The organism is Streptomyces sp. NPDC001889 (assembly GCF_053594535.1).
In genome coordinates this window covers 1-14,675 of the sequence record NZ_JBSFER010000041.1, presented here as the reverse complement: position 1 = coordinate 14,675, position 14,675 = coordinate 1, and the positions used below count along the sequence as shown (strand labels likewise).

The window sequence follows — 14,675 nt, the reverse complement described above, 5'->3', positions numbered from 1 at the left end:
CATGCCGCTGACGGACCCGTCGGATGACGATTTCGGCCGCTACCTGACGGTCCTGCCCGGTTGGCGCGAGTTCGTCGCGGGGGTGATCAGTGAGCCGATGGCCACGCTGACGCAGGATGAGTATGACGCCCTGACCAAAGAGGACAGATATCAGTACGACGAGGACCGGCTTGACCACCATGCCCGCCTGCAGGTGGTCGCAACCTCGACCGTCCGGCACACCGTCACCTGCGGACGTCGCCTGATCATCCTCAACCGCGGTGCGATCAGTGCCCGCAGGGGCCTCATCGTCACCGGGCCGGCTAACACCGGCAAGACGATCGCCCTCACCCAGCTCGGACTGGCCCACGAACTCCAGGATCGCCGCAGGCACCCTGGTCAGGACGAGCGCATACCAGTCATCTACATCACCGTCCCACCCGCTGCGACACCCCGCATGATCGCTGCGGAATTCGCCCGCTTCCTCGGCCTACCTGTCCTGCGGAGCTCCAACATCACCGACCTCACCGAGGCCGTGGTCGGCGTCTGCACCAAGGCCCGCACCAGCCTCGTCCTGGTCGACGAGATCCACAACATCTCCCCGCACACCCGCACCGGAGCCGAGGCGTCCGACACGCTCAAGTACTTCTCCGAACGCATCCCCGCCACGTTCGCCTACGCCGGCATCGACATCGAGGACGGCGGACTGCTGTCCGGCACCCGCGGCGACCAGATCGCTGCCCGCTTCACCTCAGTGGCCACTCACTCGTTCCCCTACAACAGGGAGTGGAAGGCGCTGGTCGCCCAGATGGAGGCCAACCTCCTGTTGCACCAGCACAAACGCGGCACCCTGACCCGCCTGGACCGCTTCATCCACACCCGCGTCGGCGGCATGATCGGCACCCTCTCCCACCAGATCCGCGGAGCCGCCGTCGACGCCATCCTCACCGGCGCAGAGAAGATCACCAAACCCGGGCTGCTGGCCGTCGACCTGGACATCGCCTCCCGCCGGAAGCGACCCGGCAGACCCCCAACGGCTGACGATCAGTGACAGCACCTGCCCGAAACGATCCCCCCGTCGCCCGCCTCCCCTTCCAGGTCCGCCCCCGGGCAGGTGAAGGCGGCCCCTCCTTCATCAGGCGCCTCGCCCACGCCAACCACCTCCCACCCGCCTATCTCCGAAAGTTTCTTCTCGAACCGCCAGAGCTCCGGGGCACACCGTCCTGGGACCGCCTGGCCGCGGTCACCGGTCGTGACGCTGGCCTCCTGCGAATGACCCTCGAGACGAAGAAGTGCAGGGAATGCGGCACGGACATACCGCCCACGGGAGCCTTCGGTCGACGGGCCATCCTCTGCTCCATGCGCTGCAGGACCCGAGCGCACCGCCGACGACAGATCACAGCCCCCTGCAGGGTCTGCCAGAATCCGATGAAGGTCCAAACCGGGCAGCGTCACCGGCTCTGTTCCTCCGCATGCCGCCGCACCGCCTACCTCCGGCGCCAGCGCGGTGGAAACACCCTCAGCACCCCTGGCACCGATGACGATCCGACCGCCCAAGAAGGCCGCCGCTGCACAGCCTGCGAGAGACCACTACCCCCAGGGTCACGCTCGCACCGCCAGACCTGCTCGGCCGCTTGCCGGCAGGACGCCCGCCGTTGGAAACGTCTCTCCTCACCGGACCAATTCCTGCAACCACCAACTGATACCTGCGAGTTCTGCCAGGGCCCTCTCCGCGCAGCCAAGGCCAGGACCAGCTGGCGTCGCTGGTGCTCGCATCTCTGCGGGCAACGCGCCCGCAGAGGAATCGACCCAACCCCCTACAGGCTGCTGACCTGCGAGCACTGCCAAGAGCCAATCGAAAGGGCCGCGTCGGGGAGGACCAGCCGCTGGTGCTCAAGAAGCTGCCGCGAGAAGACGCAGAGGCGCCACCGCAAGACTGCCATCAGCAGCTAGTCGGGCTTGACTAGCGAACGCTGTCGGGACTCCACCGCAGATGCAGAGAGATGGGCGCAAAGTGCGTCACCTCCGTCATCTGCATAGACCGAAGCGGGAAAAACACCAGGTCGGAGCCCTTCGAATCAAGCCTAAGTGCGTCACCACGACCCCGCCGCACGTGCCATCAGTAGCCCAACTTCGCTGTCATAAACCATGCAGCGACCCATCTTCGCTGTCACAAACAGCTATTGGTCCAACTTCGGTGACAAGCTGCCCAACTTCGCTGGCACAGGTCACCTCCCGCACTCCGGCAGGGCATTGCTCTGCGAGCTATTCCGATATATCGTTGACGTATCGCGACTGATCAACGATGGAAGGAGCGTAACGATGCGTCCCCATGTTTTCGAGCAGGAGCCCGGTGGTGGGCCCTGTGGTCCCGGCCATCCGGGCCGGGGCGGGTTCGACGGGCACCGGGGAGCCTTCGGGCCCTTCGGTCCGCCCGGTCCGCCGGCCGGGCCGCCCTTCGGTGGGCCCTTCGGGGGCGGTGGCCCCTTCGGTGGCGGGCGAGGTCGGCACGGCGGGGGGAGGGGCAGGGCCCGGCGCGGCGATGTGCGTGCCTCGATCCTGGCGCTGCTCAAGGACCGTCCGATGCACGGATACGAGATGATCCAGGAGATCGTCGAGCGCAGTGGCGGGGCGTGGAAGCCCAGCCCCGGGTCGGTCTACCCGAACCTCCAGCTGCTGGAGGACGAGGGGTTGATCACCAGTGAGAGCGAGGGCGGCAAGAAGCTGTTCACGCTCACCGAAACCGGCCGCGCCGAGGCCGAGTCGGGACCGGAGGCCCCCTGGGAAGAGGCGGGGCGCGGGGTCGACTGGGAGACGGTCAACGAGATCCGGCAGGCGGGCTGGGGGCTCATGGAGGCCTTCGGCCAGGTCTGGAAGACCGGCAGTGCCGAGCAGCGGACCAAGGCTGTGGAAGTCATCAACGAGGCCCGCAAGAAGCTCTATCTGATTCTCGCCGGCGAGCGCTGAGCCGAACCGCCCGGACGGGCGTCGAGCGGTCCCGCACGGGCCCTCGGCGCCCGTCGCCGGTTTCAGGTGGTCAGGGCGCCCAGTCTCGCCAGGGACTCCTGGAGCGCGGCCGTCGCCGACTCCGTGAGTTTCGCGGCCATCAGCGACACCGCCGCGCCGGTGAACTCGCCCTCGATCCGGACGAGAGTGGCATCCCTGTCCGGGGTGAGGGAGTAGTGGTTGCCGACGACGACCCCCATCGGGCCGGTGCCCCTGATTCCCAGCTCCCGGCCGGCCTCGAACGCGTACACCGTCCAGGTCACTTCCGCCGGAAAGTCCATGAGCCGCAGCTTCTCCCGGTAGGAAGCCCCCAGCTCCAGGGTGGTCGGGCCGCCGTCCGGGAAGCCGGTGTGCATGGCGTTCCAGCGGCCGTACCCGGGGAAGTCCGTGAGCTGCGCCCAGACCTTCCCGGCCGGTGCCTCGATCCGGGCCTCGGCGCTGACTTCGGCCATACGACCACCCCTCCATGTCGGGTCACGGTGTCGCGGAACGTAAGGGCGCCGGCCGGAACATTCAATACTGATGAGTCGTCAGATCCGGGTGACGGACGGCAGCCGCCAGATCTCCGCCGTGTCGAAGGAGTCCGACGCGCGGGGGTGCGGGCCCTCGTCGTGGCAGTGGAACGCCGCCCAGAAGACATCGCCCGGCAGCGCGTCGGCCGGTGCGTACACCCGGTAGACGTACTGCTGTTCGTCGGAGGCGAGCAGAGCGACCATCCAGACCATGAGGGGAGGGACGCGGCGGGGGAGGGTTCGGTTGCCTCTGGCATACATGCGGGGGTGTGAAAGGCAAGGCGGCGCGCGCCGTCTGTGGGGCGTGATGCTCCGATCTCATCCGTAAGAAGGAGAAACCGCCCGTCCCGCCCACCTTGCGCGGGATGGGTGAATAGCCCTCTGCGGGGACGTCCGTGCCCCTCGCGGCTGATGAGGTGGGAGACGTGCAGATCCCTCAGCCCCGGCTGCCCGGCCGGCCCGCAGCGCCCCATACCGAACTCGAAGCAGGACTCGAAGCAGGACTCGACGCCGGTCCCGCCGTCGAACTGGCCCCGGTGATCACGGGTGCGCGCCGGAGAGCGCTGCGCGACGGCGACCGGCAGATCGATACGGCGCATCTGCTGCACGCGCTCCTGGAGACGGACCAGGAGGCCCGGGCCGCGCTCGGGGCCGCGCCGCTGGTGGCGCGGGTGCTCGGGTATCTCGTGCAGCGGAGCATCGGGTACGGGCTGCGCTGGCAGGCGTCGGCGGAGGAGCCGGGCGGGCGGTCGGGGCGCTCGGGGGCCCCGGTGTGGTCGCCCTCGGCGGACGCCGCCCTGCGGGGGGCGGCGGAGCGGGCGGGGCGGCGTGGGGAGCGCGGGGCCGCCGGGGTCGATCTGCTGGCGGCGCTGGCCGGGGACGGGGGGTGCCGGGCGGTGGAGGTGCTGGGGCGGGCGGGGGTGGACGCGGGGGAGTTGAGGGGGAGGCTGGGGGTGGGGTGAAGGCCCTGGCCGGTGCCTTGACCGTGTGCCTCGGTCCGGTGCCTTGACCGTGTGCCTCGGTCCGGTGTCTTGACCGTGTGCCTCGGCCCGAGGCTTGTGGCCCGGTGTTTGGGCCGGGTGTCTGGGCCGGGTGTCTCGGCACCCGGGGGCGCCGGGGCGCCGGGGTGACATGGGTGACAGGGTCGACGGTGCTGACCCGGGCTGGCATCATGTGGCGATGCACGCGTCTCAGGGTAGGAGCACGAGTCTGGGCATTGCCCTGGTCTCGGCGCTGGCGTTCGGTGGGTCCGGGGTCGCGGCCAAGCCGTTGATCGAGGCGGGGCTCGACCCGCTCCACGTGGTGTGGCTGCGGGCCGCCGGTGCGGCGCTGGTCATGCTCCCCTTCGCGTGGCGCCACCGCGACCTGCTGCGCCACCGTCCCGCGCTCCTCCTCGGCTTCGGGCTGTTCGCCGTCGCCGGTGTGCAGGCCTTCTACTTCGCCTCCATCTCCCGCATCCCCGTCGGGGTCGCCCTGCTGGTCGAGTACCTCGGCCCCGCGCTCGTCCTCGGCTGGATACGTTTTGTCCAGCGCCGCCCCGTCACCCGGGCCGCCGCGCTCGGCGTGGTGCTCGCCGTGACCGGGCTCGCGTGTGTGGTCGAGGTGTGGGCGGGCGTCGGCTTCGACGTCCTCGGGCTGCTGCTCGCGCTGGGCGCGGCCTGCTGTCAGGCCTGCTACTTCCTCCTCTCCGACCACGGCAGCGACGGCGAGGACCCGGCGGACCCGCTGGGCGTCATCGCGTACGGACTCGTCATCGGCGCGCTCGCGCTGACGGTGATCGCCCGCCCGTGGTCGATGGACTTCTCCCTGCTGGCCGGGGAGGCCGATCTGGGCGGCACCCGGGTGGCGGCCTGGCTGCTGCTCGGCTGGGTGGTGCTGATCGCCACCGTGCTCGCCTACATCACCGGGGTGCTCTCGGTGCGCAGGCTGTCGCCGCAGGTGGCCGGGGTCGTCGCCTGTCTGGAGGCGGTCATCGCCACGGTGCTGGCCTGGGTGCTGCTGCGGGAGCATCTGTCGCTGCCGCAGATCCTGGGCGGTTCGCTGGTGCTGATCGGTGCGCTGATCGCGCAGTCCCAGGTGCCGAAGGCGCCTTCGGACGGCCCGGTGGCCTCGGGGGCTCCCCTGCCGCCGGCGGAGGAGCCGGACGCCTCCGGCGGCAGGCTCCCCACCGGGCGCACCGGACGGTAGCCGCCGCCTCACAGCCGCCTGAGGTACTCCGGTATGCCGATCGAGGGGTCGAGATCCGGCGCCGGCTCCGGTGTGCCGTACGACGTCACCACCGGTACGACCCCCGTCCAGTACGGCAGTCCGGTGTCCTCCGGGTCGTCGTTCGGCGGACCGGAGCGGATCTTGGCCGAGACCTCGGCCAGATCGATCCGCAGCACCGCCGTCGCGGCCAGCTCGCGCGCGTCCGCCGGCCGGGAGTCCCGGGCCCGGCCCGGCACCACCGCCTCGACCATCGCGTCGAGGGCCGTCAGCTTCTCGTCCCGGTCCGTCACCTGGCGCGCCGCTCCGTGGATCATCAGCGAGCGGTAGTTGAGCGAGTGGTGGAAGGCCGAGCGCGCCAGGACCAGCCCGTCGACATGGGTCACCGTCAGGCACACCGGCATGCCCGCCTCCGCCCCGCTCGCCATGCGCAGGGGGCGGGAGCCGGTCGAGCCGTGGACGTAGACGCGGTCCTCCACCCGGGCGCAGAGCGTCGGCAGCACGACCGGGGCGCCGTCCCGGATGAAGCCGAGATGGCAGACGTACGCCTCGTCGAGCAGTGAGTGGACCAGTGCGCGGTCGTACGAGGCGCGCTCCCGGGAGCGGGTGGGGACGGTGCGCTCGGTCGGCTCGTACGCGTCCGGGGTGGCGTCCGACATTGCGTCCTCCATTGCACTAGTGCATAATGGCGTTTGTGCTAGGAGAGTATCGGATCGCAGGGCGCCGCGCATCGGAGATCGCGGCCAGCATCGAGCACGGCGTCAGCTCCGGCGGGCTGGAGCCCGGCGCCGTGCTCCCGCCCATGCGCGAACTGGCCTCCCGGCTCGGCGTCAACCCGAACACCGTGGCCGCCGCCTACCGCACCCTGCGCGAGCGGGGAGTCATCGAGACCGCCGGCCGCCGGGGCAGCCGGGTGCGCTCCCGTCCCGCCAGCACCCCGCGCGGCTCCTTCGGCGTCGACGCCCCACCCGGCGTACGGGATGTGAGCGCGGGCAACCCCGACCCCGCGCTGCTCCCCCCGCTCCGGGACGCCTTCGCCGCCTCCGTCCGCCACAACGACGAGCACCCCGGGCTCTACGGACAGGCTCCCGTCGACGAGGAGTTCGCCCGGCTCGCCCGCGCCGCGCTGGACGCCGACGGGGTGCCCGACGGGGCCGTCGCCGTCACCTCCGGCTCGCTCGACGCCGTCGAGCGGGTGCTCGCCGCGCATCTGCGCCCCGGTGACGGCGTCGCCGTCGAGGACCCCGGCTGGGGGAGCCTGCTCGATCTGGTGTCCTCGCTCGGGCTGCGGCCCGTCCCCGTCGGGGTCGACGACGACGGTCCCCTCGCCGCCGATGTGGAGCGCGCTCTCGGCGGCGGGGCCCGCGCGCTCATCGTCACCGACCGCGCGCAGAACCCCACCGGGGCCGCCGTGAGCGAGGACCGGGCGCGGAGCCTGCGCGCCGTGCTCGCCCGCTTCCCGCACACGCTCCTCATCGAGGACGACCACGGGCACGCCATCGTCGACCAGCCTCTGCACCTCCTCGCCGGGACGACCGCGCACTGGGCCTTCGTCCGCTCCACCGCCAAGGCGTACGGCCCCGATCTGCGGATCGCGGTGCTGACCGGTGACGCCGTCACCGTCGACCGGGTGGCCGGGCGCCAGCGCCTCGGCCCCGGCTGGGTCAGCCGGCTGCTCCAGCGCGCCGTCGCCCGGCTCTGGGCGTCGGGAGCGGTCGACGCCGCCACGGTGGCGCGCTCCTACGGCGAGCGGCGCGACGCACTCGTCCAGGCCCTGCGCGAACGCGGCATCGAGGCCCACGGCCGCAGCGGGATGAACGTCTGGGTGCCGGTCTCCGACGAGACCGGGGCGGTGACCCGGCTGCTGCGCTCCGGGTGGGCGGTCGCCCCCGGCGCGCGCTTCCGCCTCGCGGCGCCGCCCGGGGTGCGGATCACCGTCTCGGCCCTGGCGCCGGACGACATCGGGCGGATCGCGGACGCGGTCGCGGGCGCCGCGGGCCCTGCGCCCTCCCGCAGCTACGGCTGAGAGCGTCCGGACAGCGGTTCCGGGCCCCCCGCCGCGCACCCCGCCGCCGGTTCCGGACTCCGCGGCGCCGGTTCCGGGCCCCCCGCCGCCGGTTCCGGAGCGCCCGTGACCGGCGCGCACACCACGGCCGCCGTCCGCGGGCCCGGCACGGAGGCCGCCACCACGGTCCCCGCGCCCGCCCGCGCTCCCGACCGCTGCCCCCGCCGGCGGCTCTGTGTCAGCGCCGCCCCCGCCAGCACGATCAGCGCGCCCACCGGCGTGTTCCAGCTCAGCCCCTCACCGAGCAGGGCGACCCCCGCCCCCGTGGCGATGACCGGGACGAAGTACGTGACCATCTGCGCGGTCGTCGGGCCCACCTCCTCCACCAGCCCGTACTGGATCAGCATCGCGACCCCCGTCCCCAGCGCGCCCAGGGCCACCACCGCGAGCAGCGGCAGCAGCGGGAGCGTCGACGGCGCGGTGGTGAACAACGGCGTGACCACACCCAGTTGGACCGTGGCCACCATCAACTGCGCCCCGGTGAGGGAGAGGTGCGAGTGGCCGGTGCCCGCCAGCGTGCGGCGGACGTAGATCCAGCCGATCGCGTAGCAGAGCGAGGCGAGCAGGGCCATGGCGGTGCCCCGGAAGTCGAGCCCGGCGAAGCCCTGCCAGACGCCGAGGACGGTCAGTACGCCGACGAAGCCGATGCCCAGTCCCGCCACTCTGCGCCGGGTCGGACGGTCCTCGGAGAGCGCGACCAGGGAGAGCAGCATCCCCCACAGCGGCGAGGTGGCGTTGCAGATGCCCGCCAGGGTCGAGGAGATCGTCAGCTCCGCGTACGCGAAGAGCGAGAAGGGCACCGCGTTGAGCACGAACGCGGCGACCGTCAGATGGGCCCAGGTGCGGGCGCCGCGCGGCAGCCGTTCCCGGCGCACCGCGATGGCGACGGCCAGGACCGCCGTACCGAAGAACAGCCTGCCGAAGGCGACCTGGAACGGGGCGAACCCCTCGGTGCCGACCTTGATCAGCAGAAAGCTGAATCCCCACACGGTGGAGAGAAAGACGAATCGGACGCGCCAGTCCAGGCGCGGCCGGCGGGCCGGGGACGGGGCGCGGGCAGCGGGAGCGGAGGGAACAGAAGGAACAGAGGGAATGGAGGGAATGGAGGGAACAGTGGGAGCGGTGGAGGCCATGGCTCTCACTCTCGGTCCTGCGATGTTGTAGAACAAGCGAGATTTCGTTCAGGGTTTCCCTTAGCATTGCTTACATGTTGAATCTGGAGCGCCTGCGGACCCTGGACGCCCTCGCCCGACACGGCTCGGTCAGCGGCGCGGCCGACGGTCTGCACGTCACCACGTCCGCCGTCTCCCAGCAGCTGTCGAAGCTGGAGCGCGAGGTCGGCCAGCGGCTCCTGGCCAAGTACGGGCGGGGCGTCCGGCTCACCGACGCCGGGCGGCTGCTCGCGGACCACGCGGCCCGCATCCTCTCCCAGGTGGAGCTGGCCCAGTCGGCCATCGAGGCCCAGCGCGGCCAGGTTGTCGGCGAGGCCAGGATCGGCGCGTTCCCCACCGCCGCCCGGGGGCTCTTCCCCACCGCCGTCGCCGCGCTCCGCGCCGACCATCCCGGCCTGCGCGTCCACACCCGGGAGCTGGAGCCCGAGCAGGGCGTCAGGGCCGTCATCCGGGGCGACCTCGATCTCGCGATCGTCCTCGACTGGAGCAACCGGCGGCTGCCCGTCCCCGGCGGCCTCAGCCAGGTGCATCTGCTGGACGACGAACCGGATGTCGCCATGCCCGTGGCGCACCCGCTCGCGAGCCGCGCGGAAGTGGACCTGGAGGAGTTCGCCGACGACGACTGGGTGTCCTGGCCGGAGGGCGAGTTCTGCCACGACTGGCTGATGTTCACTCTGCGCGCCCGGGGCATCGAACCCCGGATCTCCCATCTGGCCGCCGAGCACCACACCCAGCTCGCGCTGATCGCCGCGGGGCTCGGCGTCTGTGTCGCCCCGCGCCTCGGACGCGGCCCGGTGCCGGACGGCGTCGCGCTCGTTCCCGTACGGCAGGGAATGCAGCGCCATGTGTACGCGGTGTGGCGCACGGACGCGGAGAGCCGGCCGTCCATCAGGGCGGCCGTGGAGGCCCTGCGCGCGGCGGCCCGGGGGCGCGGCCCGGGCCGGTGAGGAGGCGCCGGGGTGCGCCGGAGGGGTCAGGGGGGCAGTGGGTTCCGGAGGGGGCAGGGGGTCAGGAGGCCGTGAGTTTGCCCAGGTCCCAGGAGACGACGGTCTCGGGGGTCAGCCGCAGCCAGGCGTGTCTGCCGTCATGGGGCAGGGAGTCGCTGTCGGAGCCGAAGTACTTGCGGGCGAAGAGGCTCTCGGGGAGTTCCAGTTCGGGGCACGGCTCCCCGGTGCGCGGAGCCTCTCCCACGGGAACGGCCGTGCCCGACAGCTCCACCCCGCGCAGCTCTCCGTACGCCTCGCCGGTGTCGACCACCACCGCGAGCCTCGGATCGCGGAGCAGCTGTTCCCAGCGGCGGCTGCGGGTGAGCGAGTACAGCCACAGGGACGTGCCGTCCCAGACGTACCAGAGCGGACTGACGTGCGGACGGCCGTCGGCGGAGACGGTGGCGACCCGACAGGTGTGCTGTCCGGCCAGGAAGGTGTCCCGCTCGGCGGGCGTCATCATGATCTGGCGGTTCCGGCGCTGTGTGGCGGCCATGGATGCCCTCTCCGCGCTGCACGGGGTCCGACTGGGTGCCAGAGAATCATGAGGGGTCTTCCGGTATCGCGCAATGGGGGTTAGCGTCACGCGCCGAAGGCGCCCGGTCGGGGGCGTGCCCGGAACCGGGACAGGGCGGGGGCCGGGGGCGTCTCCGGGCCGGGGTCGTGACCGGTGCGTCTCCCTCGGGAGCGGGGAAGGGAATCCGTATGCCGCCGTCAGCCCACCGGCCCGCGCGGCCCTCTCGGCAGCCTGAGGGATTCGGCAGCGAGGAGTCCGGCCGTGAGCGGCCCGGCAGCGACGGCTCCGGCTGTGAGCAGCCCGGCCGTGAGGACTTCGGCCACGGGCAGCCCGATCGTGAGGGCTTGGGCCGTGCGCGACCCGACCGTGAGGACTCCGGTCGCGAGGCGCCCGGAAGCGACGGCTCCGGTCGTGAGGAGCCGCCCCGCCCGCCCCCTCGGGAGTCGCTCGCCCGGCAACTGGACCCCGCCACCACCGTGCTGCTCACCGTCGAATGCCAGCGGGGGGTCGTCGGCGAGGGCGACCGGAGCGCGCTGCCCGAACTGGCCGCCGAGGCCCGTGCCTCCGGCGCCCTCCACCGCGTCGCCCTCCTGGTCGACGGCGCGCACCGGGCCGGCGTCCAGGTTCTGCACGCGGTGGCCGAACGCCGCCCCGACGGCCGGGGCGCCTCCCGCAACGCCCGGCTGTTCCGCGCCGCCGCCCGGCTGCCCGTACAGCAGCACTCCGGCACCGACGCCGTCCGGATCGCACCGCCGATCGAGGTCGCGGACGAGGACATCGTCGTCCGGCGGCTGCACGGACTCTCGCCCCTCGCGGGCACCGGCGTCGACGCCCTGCTCCGCAACCTCGGCTGCCGTACGCTCCTGATCTGCGGGGTCTCCGCCAACATCGCCGTCCCCAACGCCGTCTTCGACGCGGTCAACCTCGGTTACACGGCGGTGGTTCCCGGCGACGCCATCGCGGGGGTGCCCGCCGCGTACACCCCCGCGATGATCCGGCACACGCTCGCCCTGGTCGCCACGGTCACCACCAGCGCGGCCGTCCTCTCCTGCTGGCAGCGGCCATGACACCCGCCTCCCGTGTCCCTCGGGCTCGGGGGAGACCTTCTCAGGCGAGCCTGATCGCGTCCCCGTCGACGGTGATCGAAGCGGGCGGCAGCGGAGCGGTCGCCGGACCGTTCTTCACGCTGCCGTCGCTCGCGTCGAAACTGCTGTTGTGGCAGGGGCAGGTGATGACATTGTTCTGCACGCTCTTGACCGCGCACCCCTGGTGGGTGCACTTGGACGAGAACGCCTTGAAGTCACCCGCCGCCGGCTGAGTGATCACCACATCGCCGACGACCTTGCCCCCGCCCTCGGGGATGTCCGCGACCTTGGCGATCTCCTTGCCCCCGCCTCCTCCGGCACCCCCGCCGCCCGTCCCGCCCTCCCCGGCGGGCTGCTCGGAGACCGTCGTGGCACCTTCGCCGCCGTCCGTCCCACCGCAGGCGGAGAGCGCGGCCACGAGCCCGGCGCCTCCCACGGCGGTGACGACGGTGCGGCGGTCGACGACCCGGCGCGGTCCCGGCGATCCGCCCGTCCGCTCGCCCGGCCCGCTGCTCGGCCCGCGGCATGTCCCACAGCTCGTACCGCTGCCCGTACCGCTGCTCATTCGGCTGCTCCCTCTGTTGCGCACGGTCCCATACGGCCCAGGAGGCCGGTTGTTCGTGAAGGGGTACGGGCCCGGGCGTCAGAAGGTTCAGATTCTCAAATATTCAAGGACTTCTTGAGGCAGTCCACCTCCAGCCGCAGCAGTCCGCTCACCTGATCCCGGCGGCTCACCTGATGGCCCGCCCCCGACAGCGGCACCACCTGGTGCGGGGTCCCCGGGGTTCCGTCGGGTGTCTTGTCCAGGGCCGGCGGGTCGGCGAGCAGCCGCTCCCGCCCGGATTCGTACAACCAGAGCCTGCTGACCCGGTCGGCGCCGTCCGTGCCCCGGACGAAGAGCACACGCCGCCCGTCCGGGGAGACGGTGAAGTGCCGGGGGACACCGAGGCTGAAGCGGTGGGTACGGGCGAACCGGTCGGGGAAGGCGGGGGCGGCGAGGCCGTCGGTGCCCCGGCCGCTGAAATTCCCGGTGTGGTTGTCGCTCATGGGGCATCGTGGTCACCGACCCGCGGGCGCGCGCAAGCGCATTGACGCGCGCGCGACACCTCCCGTGGACCGCCCGTGGACCGCCCGTGGACCGCCCATGGACCGCCCGTGGGCCGTGGCCGTGGTCCGCGCCCGTGGACCTCCCGGCGGAGTGAAGGAGTCCGATCCATGACACCTCGTCCGGAGCCCGGTCCGGAACCCCGTTCGGCCGGCGCCGTGCGTCTGGCCGTCCCCGCCCTGGAAAGGACGGCGGACATCACCCCGGTGGACGAGGGTGGCGGCCACTCGACCTGGTGGGTGGGGTCCGGCCATGTGCTGAGACTGGCGCTGGACCGGGACGGATCACACCGCCAGGCGCGGGAGATCGCCCTGCGGGAGCTGATCCGCCGCCATACCCGGCTGCCCCTGCCCGCCAGTTCGCTGAACGGATTCTGGGCGCCGGGCCTGAGCTTCACCCTGGACACCCGCCTCCGGGGAGTCTCCGCCGAACGCCGGCCCGTCGCGCCCGCCGGTGAGGACGACCTCGCCGGGCTGCTCTCCGCCCTGCGGTCCCTGTCCGCGTCCACCGCGAACGGGCCGGCCGGCGCCCTGGACCTCCCCCGGGTGCCGCGCCGCGACGAGGGATCTCTGTACGCCGGGGCCCGCGCGGCGGCCGAACGGCTCGGCGAGGAGGGCGTCTTCCCCCGGGAACTGCTGCCCCGGCCGGAGGGCGGCTCGGAGGGCCCGGTCGCCGGGCCCCGTGAAGAGGTCCTGCTCCACAACGACCTCAAGGGCGAGCATCTGCTCGTCACCCCGGAGGGCCGGATCAGCGGAGTGATCGACTGGGCCGATGCCGCGCTCGGTGACCCGGCCGAGGACATCGCCGGTCTCTCCCTGGCGGTGGGAGCGCCGGCGGCCCTCCGTATCGCCGTCCGCGCGGGATACGGCGCCCCCGCGGGCCTCCGGGGCCTCCGGCTGGCCCGTGCCGACACTCTGATCCGCCTCTGCGACCGCCTGCACGGCACGGACGACAGCCCGCTCGGTCTGCTCCGCGCCCAGCGGGCCCGGGCCTGGTGGCCCACCCCGCTCGATTCATGAGCTTCCCCCCGGTCCCGGCCTTCCGTGGTGCCTTGCTCCGGGAGCGGAATTGGCTGGTACGGCTCGCCGTTCCGTCAATTCGGTGACACTTGTGTAGATTCCGGTTGCTGATCGTCGCCTCCGTCGAAAGGCGCGGTTTCCGTCGGATGCTACTTCTGGGGGAGATGGCCGGGCGGACATAAATCCCTCTCCTGGGGGAGAGTGCGGCGGCCCACCCCAATTGATCTTCCGTTGGGGCTGCTCAAGAATCCGGACATCAGCGATTGTGGGGAGGGGGTTTCCTCCGTCGACCGGATGAGAGCACGTGAATCTGAGTCGGTAGGACTGTTTACAGCCTTGTGGCTCTGCGCCTAGCGTTATCACACGTGAATAGTTGTCGGCGTAAATGCTCGGTAAAGTTCAACTGAATTCGTCCCCGGTGGAGCCTCTGGCGAGACCGGGGAATCGCCGCGCGACGATGTCACGACCGCTGTGAAACCACTGTCCGGGTTGCGCGTGGAAGGCTTCTCTCAATGACGACCGATCGTGATTCTCGGACTTCGCGTGAGCAGATTCTATGCGCGTTGTTCGCCGAAGTGCTGGGTCTGCCCCGGGTGGGTGTCGATGACGGTTTCTTCGATCTGGGTGGCGACAGCATCGTGGCGCTTCGGTTGGTGAGCCGTGCCCGGGAGGAGGGCCTCGAATTCACTCGCCGTGAGGTTTTTCAGTGTCAGTCGGTGGCGGGGTTGGCGGGGGTGGCTCGGGGTGTGGGTGGGGTGGTGTCGTCGGGGGTTGGTGGTGTTTCGGGTGTGGGTGTGGTGCCGTTGACGCCGGTGATGTACGGGTTTGGTGGGGTGGGGGTGGCTGGGTTTGAGGGGTTTTGTCAGTCGGTGGTGGTGAGGGTGCCGGGTGGTGTGGGTTTGGATGGTGTGGTGGGGGTGGTGCAGGGAGTGTTGGACTGTCATGACATGTGGCGGTCGCGGTTGGTGGAGTCGGGGGGTTCGTGGGTGTTGGAGGTGCGGGGTGTGGGTGTGGTTTCGGCGGG

General features: G+C 71.7%; 16 protein-coding genes. 9 read left to right on the top strand and 7 right to left on the bottom strand.

Annotated features, from left to right (window positions below):
- Position 1: 1 nt before the first annotated feature.
- Both ACWCRA_RS33595 and ACWCRA_RS33590 read left to right on the top strand, forming a co-directional pair.
- Positions 2-1,030 (top strand): TniB family NTP-binding protein, encoded by a 1,029-nt coding sequence (locus tag ACWCRA_RS33595; RefSeq protein WP_451069340.1) that lies wholly within the window; start codon positions 2-4, stop codon positions 1,028-1,030.
- 1,271 nt (positions 1,031-2,301) lie between these two features.
- Positions 2,302-2,946, top strand: coding sequence for a PadR family transcriptional regulator (locus ACWCRA_RS33590; protein WP_351559430.1), 645 nt, complete (start codon positions 2,302-2,304; stop codon positions 2,944-2,946).
- 62 nt (positions 2,947-3,008) lie between these two features.
- On the opposite strand, the gene ACWCRA_RS33585 is transcribed toward ACWCRA_RS33590, so the two are convergent.
- Positions 3,009-3,437 carry a type II toxin-antitoxin system Rv0910 family toxin gene (locus ACWCRA_RS33585; RefSeq protein ID WP_451069339.1) on the bottom strand — a complete coding sequence of 143 codons (429 nt, stop codon included), beginning with the start codon at positions 3,435-3,437 and terminating at the stop codon, positions 3,009-3,011.
- A gap of 78 nt (positions 3,438-3,515) precedes the next feature.
- Complete coding sequence (locus tag ACWCRA_RS33580) at positions 3,516-3,710, bottom strand: hypothetical protein (protein ID WP_351559426.1); 195 nt, start codon at positions 3,708-3,710, stop codon at positions 3,516-3,518.
- 212 nt (positions 3,711-3,922) lie between these two features.
- Between ACWCRA_RS33580 and ACWCRA_RS33575 the strand changes: the two genes are divergently transcribed.
- Both ACWCRA_RS33575 and ACWCRA_RS33570 read left to right on the top strand, forming a co-directional pair.
- Positions 3,923-4,459 carry a Clp protease N-terminal domain-containing protein gene (locus ACWCRA_RS33575; protein ID WP_351559424.1) on the top strand — a complete coding sequence of 179 codons (537 nt, stop codon included), beginning with the start codon at positions 3,923-3,925 and terminating at the stop codon, positions 4,457-4,459.
- A 217-nt stretch (positions 4,460-4,676) separates the two neighbouring features.
- On the top strand, positions 4,677-5,684 hold the full coding sequence (locus ACWCRA_RS33570) for an EamA family transporter (protein ID WP_351559422.1): 1,008 nt from the start codon (positions 4,677-4,679) through the stop codon (positions 5,682-5,684).
- Between the two features lie 8 nt (positions 5,685-5,692).
- Here the strand turns inward: ACWCRA_RS33570 and ACWCRA_RS33565 are convergent, their stop codons facing one another.
- Positions 5,693-6,373, bottom strand: a complete 681-nt coding sequence (locus tag ACWCRA_RS33565; RefSeq protein ID WP_451069338.1) for a pyridoxamine 5'-phosphate oxidase family protein — start codon at positions 6,371-6,373, stop codon at positions 5,693-5,695.
- Positions 6,374-6,396: 23 nt separating this feature from the next.
- Between ACWCRA_RS33565 and ACWCRA_RS33560 the strand changes: the two genes are divergently transcribed.
- A complete protein-coding gene (locus tag ACWCRA_RS33560) occupies positions 6,397-7,728 on the top strand; it encodes an aminotransferase class I/II-fold pyridoxal phosphate-dependent enzyme (protein ID WP_451069337.1) in 1,332 nt (443 codons plus the stop codon).
- Here ACWCRA_RS33560 and ACWCRA_RS33555 read toward each other — a convergent pair.
- Positions 7,719-8,900 (bottom strand): EamA family transporter, encoded by a 1,182-nt coding sequence (locus tag ACWCRA_RS33555; protein ID WP_451069336.1) that lies wholly within the window; start codon positions 8,898-8,900, stop codon positions 7,719-7,721. The two genes, ACWCRA_RS33560 and ACWCRA_RS33555, sit on opposite strands and share 10 nt — an antisense overlap.
- Positions 8,901-8,974: 74 nt before the next feature.
- On the opposite strand from ACWCRA_RS33555, the gene ACWCRA_RS33550 reads away from it, so the two are divergent.
- Positions 8,975-9,886, top strand: a complete 912-nt coding sequence (locus ACWCRA_RS33550) for a LysR substrate-binding domain-containing protein (protein WP_351559415.1) — start codon at positions 8,975-8,977, stop codon at positions 9,884-9,886.
- 61 nt (positions 9,887-9,947) lie between these two features.
- Here ACWCRA_RS33550 and ACWCRA_RS33545 read toward each other — a convergent pair whose 3' ends face one another.
- Positions 9,948-10,421, bottom strand: a complete 474-nt coding sequence (locus tag ACWCRA_RS33545) for a pyridoxamine 5'-phosphate oxidase family protein (RefSeq protein ID WP_451069335.1) — start codon at positions 10,419-10,421, stop codon at positions 9,948-9,950.
- A gap of 479 nt (positions 10,422-10,900) precedes the next feature.
- On the opposite strand from ACWCRA_RS33545, the gene ACWCRA_RS33540 reads away from it, so the two are divergent.
- Positions 10,901-11,509: a cysteine hydrolase gene (locus tag ACWCRA_RS33540; protein WP_351559432.1), complete on the top strand. Its 609-nt coding sequence runs from the start codon at positions 10,901-10,903 to the stop codon at positions 11,507-11,509.
- A gap of 40 nt (positions 11,510-11,549) precedes the next feature.
- Here the strand turns inward: ACWCRA_RS33540 and ACWCRA_RS33535 are convergent, their stop codons facing one another.
- Both ACWCRA_RS33535 and ACWCRA_RS33530 read right to left on the bottom strand, forming a co-directional pair.
- Positions 11,550-12,092, bottom strand: a complete 543-nt coding sequence (locus ACWCRA_RS33535; RefSeq protein ID WP_351559412.1) for a Rieske (2Fe-2S) protein — start codon at positions 12,090-12,092, stop codon at positions 11,550-11,552.
- 95 nt (positions 12,093-12,187) lie between these two features.
- Positions 12,188-12,574 carry a hypothetical protein gene (locus tag ACWCRA_RS33530; RefSeq protein ID WP_451069334.1) on the bottom strand — a complete coding sequence of 129 codons (387 nt, stop codon included), beginning with the start codon at positions 12,572-12,574 and terminating at the stop codon, positions 12,188-12,190.
- A gap of 168 nt (positions 12,575-12,742) precedes the next feature.
- Here ACWCRA_RS33530 and ACWCRA_RS33525 point away from each other — a divergent pair, with 168 nt between their 5' ends.
- Together ACWCRA_RS33525 and ACWCRA_RS33520 are read left to right on the top strand one after the other, a co-directional pair.
- Positions 12,743-13,651, top strand: coding sequence for an aminoglycoside phosphotransferase family protein (locus tag ACWCRA_RS33525; RefSeq protein WP_451069333.1), 909 nt, complete (start codon positions 12,743-12,745; stop codon positions 13,649-13,651).
- Between the two features lie 512 nt (positions 13,652-14,163).
- Positions 14,164-14,675, top strand: a 512-nt coding sequence (locus tag ACWCRA_RS33520) for a phosphopantetheine-binding protein (RefSeq protein ID WP_451069332.1), incomplete at its 3' end; no start/stop codon positions are given.

Coding starts and splice junctions, on each gene's coding strand:
- ACWCRA_RS33570 (WP_351559422.1), top strand. CDS start 4,677: ATGCACGCGTCTCAGGGTAGGAGCACGAGTCTGGGCATTGCCCTGGTC.
- ACWCRA_RS33595 (WP_451069340.1), top strand. CDS start 2: ATGCCGCTGACGGACCCGTCGGATGACGATTTCGGCCGCTACCTGACG.
- ACWCRA_RS33590 (WP_351559430.1), top strand. CDS start 2,302: ATGCGTCCCCATGTTTTCGAGCAGGAGCCCGGTGGTGGGCCCTGTGGT.
- ACWCRA_RS33585 (WP_451069339.1), bottom strand. CDS start 3,437: ATGGCCGAAGTCAGCGCCGAGGCCCGGATCGAGGCACCGGCCGGGAAG.
- ACWCRA_RS33555 (WP_451069336.1), bottom strand. CDS start 8,900: ATGGCCTCCACCGCTCCCACTGTTCCCTCCATTCCCTCCATTCCCTCT.
- ACWCRA_RS33565 (WP_451069338.1), bottom strand. CDS start 6,373: ATGGAGGACGCAATGTCGGACGCCACCCCGGACGCGTACGAGCCGACC.
- ACWCRA_RS33525 (WP_451069333.1), top strand. CDS start 12,743: ATGACACCTCGTCCGGAGCCCGGTCCGGAACCCCGTTCGGCCGGCGCC.
- ACWCRA_RS33545 (WP_451069335.1), bottom strand. CDS start 10,421: ATGGCCGCCACACAGCGCCGGAACCGCCAGATCATGATGACGCCCGCC.
- ACWCRA_RS33535 (WP_351559412.1), bottom strand. CDS start 12,092: ATGAGCAGCGGTACGGGCAGCGGTACGAGCTGTGGGACATGCCGCGGG.
- ACWCRA_RS33580 (WP_351559426.1), bottom strand. CDS start 3,710: ATGGTCTGGATGGTCGCTCTGCTCGCCTCCGACGAACAGCAGTACGTC.
- ACWCRA_RS33550 (WP_351559415.1), top strand. CDS start 8,975: ATGTTGAATCTGGAGCGCCTGCGGACCCTGGACGCCCTCGCCCGACAC.
- ACWCRA_RS33530 (WP_451069334.1), bottom strand. CDS start 12,574: ATGAGCGACAACCACACCGGGAATTTCAGCGGCCGGGGCACCGACGGC.